This is a genomic window from Candidatus Thioglobus sp. (assembly GCF_029243085.1).
Lineage (GTDB): Bacteria > Pseudomonadota > Gammaproteobacteria > PS1 > Pseudothioglobaceae > Thioglobus_A.
Genome location: NZ_JAQWSS010000090.1, coordinates 1 through 2,048 on the forward strand (window position 1 = coordinate 1; position 2,048 = coordinate 2,048).

Sequence of the window (2,048 nt, forward strand, 5' to 3'; positions counted from 1 at the left end):
GGTGTTACCACAGTTGAAAAGCTTAAGAACAACCGTCCTTATGTGGTTATCGGCGCTTTTATTTTGGGCATGTTATTAACGCCACCAGACATCATCTCACAAACATTGATCGCCATTCCAATGTGGCTATTGTTTGAAGCTGGGCTTATATTTGCACCACTATTTATACGTAAAGAAAACAACTTAGAGTCAAATGACATTGATCCAGATAATAATCCCGATCAGCCGTCAAAGAAAACTACCAAAGAAGAAGAAAAAGAAGATTGGAATGATGACGAATTTGACGCTGAAATGGATAAAATTGATGCTGAATTTGAAAAGCTAGAAAACGACAACCTATCAAACAAAAAATCTTAAATTGTTATTGGCTAACCAAGTAGTTCAAACGCATTAATAACACTTTCAGCCACCTCAACAATACGCCTATTCTTATCCATAGCCATCTTGCGTAATGATTGATACGCCTCATCTTCATTAACATTTTTATGCTTCATTAATAAACCTTTAGCCTTTTCAACAGCTTTACGTTCAGATAATTGATTTCGTGTCGCGTCCAACTCATCTTTAAGCGCTTGGAATTCTCTAAATCTAGCCATTGCAACGTCAATAATTGGCTGAACACGATCCTCTTCAAGACCATCAACAATATACGCATTAACACCGGACTTAATAGCGGAGTTAGCCATATCTGTATCAGATTCCTCTGTAAACATTACTATAGGCTTTGGCTTTGTTTTATTAACATCAGTTAGATTTGCAAATACTTCGGTATCTGGAATATCTGCATTAATAATTACCACGTCTGCATGTGTCAATTCATTACTATCTTGCAATTGTGAACTGTTAGTCATACGGCAAATAACATCATGACCCTTATCTTGAAGTGCCCTTCTTAGCATTGCAGAACGCCCTGCATTTTCGTCAATTAAAATAATTTTAAGTGCTATACCCATAAATTTTGCTCTAGTCTGAAATTTTATTAATAATATTTTACTAGGATCCTTAGTATATAGACAAACTAAAAAATTAAAGTTTATATAGTCAATATAATGAAATTATATAAGCAAAAAAAACCCCGCTAATAAGCGGGGTTCTAATATAGATTAGATTTTTACTCTAGAATTATTTTTTAAATTCCGGATATGCTTCTAAACCACATTCAGCTATATCAGCACCAGAGTATTCTTCTTCCTCTGAAATTCTAACACCCATTATAGCTTTAAGAGCTAGCCACAGAACTAAAGACGTACCAAACACCCATACAAAAATTGTACCTGCGCCAGCCAACTGACCTGTGAAAGAAACTCCAGAGTTAGTTAAAGGTACAGCTAATAAACCCCATAAACCAACAACACCATGAACAGAGATCGCACCTACTGGATCATCGATCTTAAATGTCTTATCTAACATATTGATTGAGAATACAACAAGAACACCACCTACAGCACCAATTAGAGTTGCTTCTAAAGCTGTTGGTGTATCCGGTCCAGCTGTAATTGCAACTAGACCCGCTAAAGCACCATTTAATGCCATAGTAAGATCCGCCTTGCCCCATAACAACTTGACTAACAATAATGCTGCAATTACACCACCAGCAGCAGCTGCATTTGTATTTAAGAACACCATTGCTACAGCATTAGCACTCTCTTTACTAGCCATTGCTAATACTGATCCACCATTAAAACCGAACCAACCCATCCAAAGTATAAATACTCCTAAAGTAGCTAACGGAATTGATGATGCAGCAAATGGTGTCATAGCTTTTACTCCACCACTAGAACTAAATCTACCTGCTCTTGCTCCAAGCACAATTGCACCTGCTAAAGCGGCGGCACCACCTGCAGCATGTACTAACGTTGAGCCAGCAAAATCTGAAAATCCAGCAGCTGATAACCATCCGCCACCCCACTGCCAACCCATTTCAATTGGATAAATAATTCCAGTTAAAATTGCAGCAAACAAAAAGAAAGGCCATATTTTGATTCTTTCAGCTAATGTTCCTGATACAATTGAAACTGTTGTAGCGCAAAAAACCATTTGGAAAAACC

Annotated in this window: 3 protein-coding genes; 1 reads left to right on the forward strand and 2 read right to left on the reverse strand. The window is 37.3% G+C overall.

The genetic code is table 11. The features are described 5' to 3' along the window. A partial coding sequence (locus P8M52_RS05095; RefSeq protein WP_300308256.1) for a twin-arginine translocase subunit TatC occupies window positions 1-357 on the forward strand: 357 nt, incomplete at its 5' end. An 11-nt stretch (window positions 358-368) separates the two neighbouring features. On the opposite strand, the gene P8M52_RS05100 is transcribed toward P8M52_RS05095, so the two are convergent. Together P8M52_RS05100 and P8M52_RS05105 are read right to left on the reverse strand one after the other, a co-directional pair. Continuing rightward, a complete protein-coding gene (locus P8M52_RS05100) occupies window positions 369-953 on the reverse strand; it encodes an ANTAR domain-containing protein (RefSeq protein ID WP_300308259.1) in 585 nt (194 codons plus the stop codon). Between the two features lie 169 nt (window positions 954-1,122). After that, window positions 1,123-2,048 (reverse strand): ammonium transporter (locus tag P8M52_RS05105; RefSeq protein WP_300308262.1); only part of this gene is annotated, 926 nt, incomplete at its 5' end.

Coding starts and splice junctions, on each gene's coding strand:
- P8M52_RS05100 (WP_300308259.1), bottom strand. CDS start 953: ATGGGTATAGCACTTAAAATTATTTTAATTGACGAAAATGCAGGGCGT.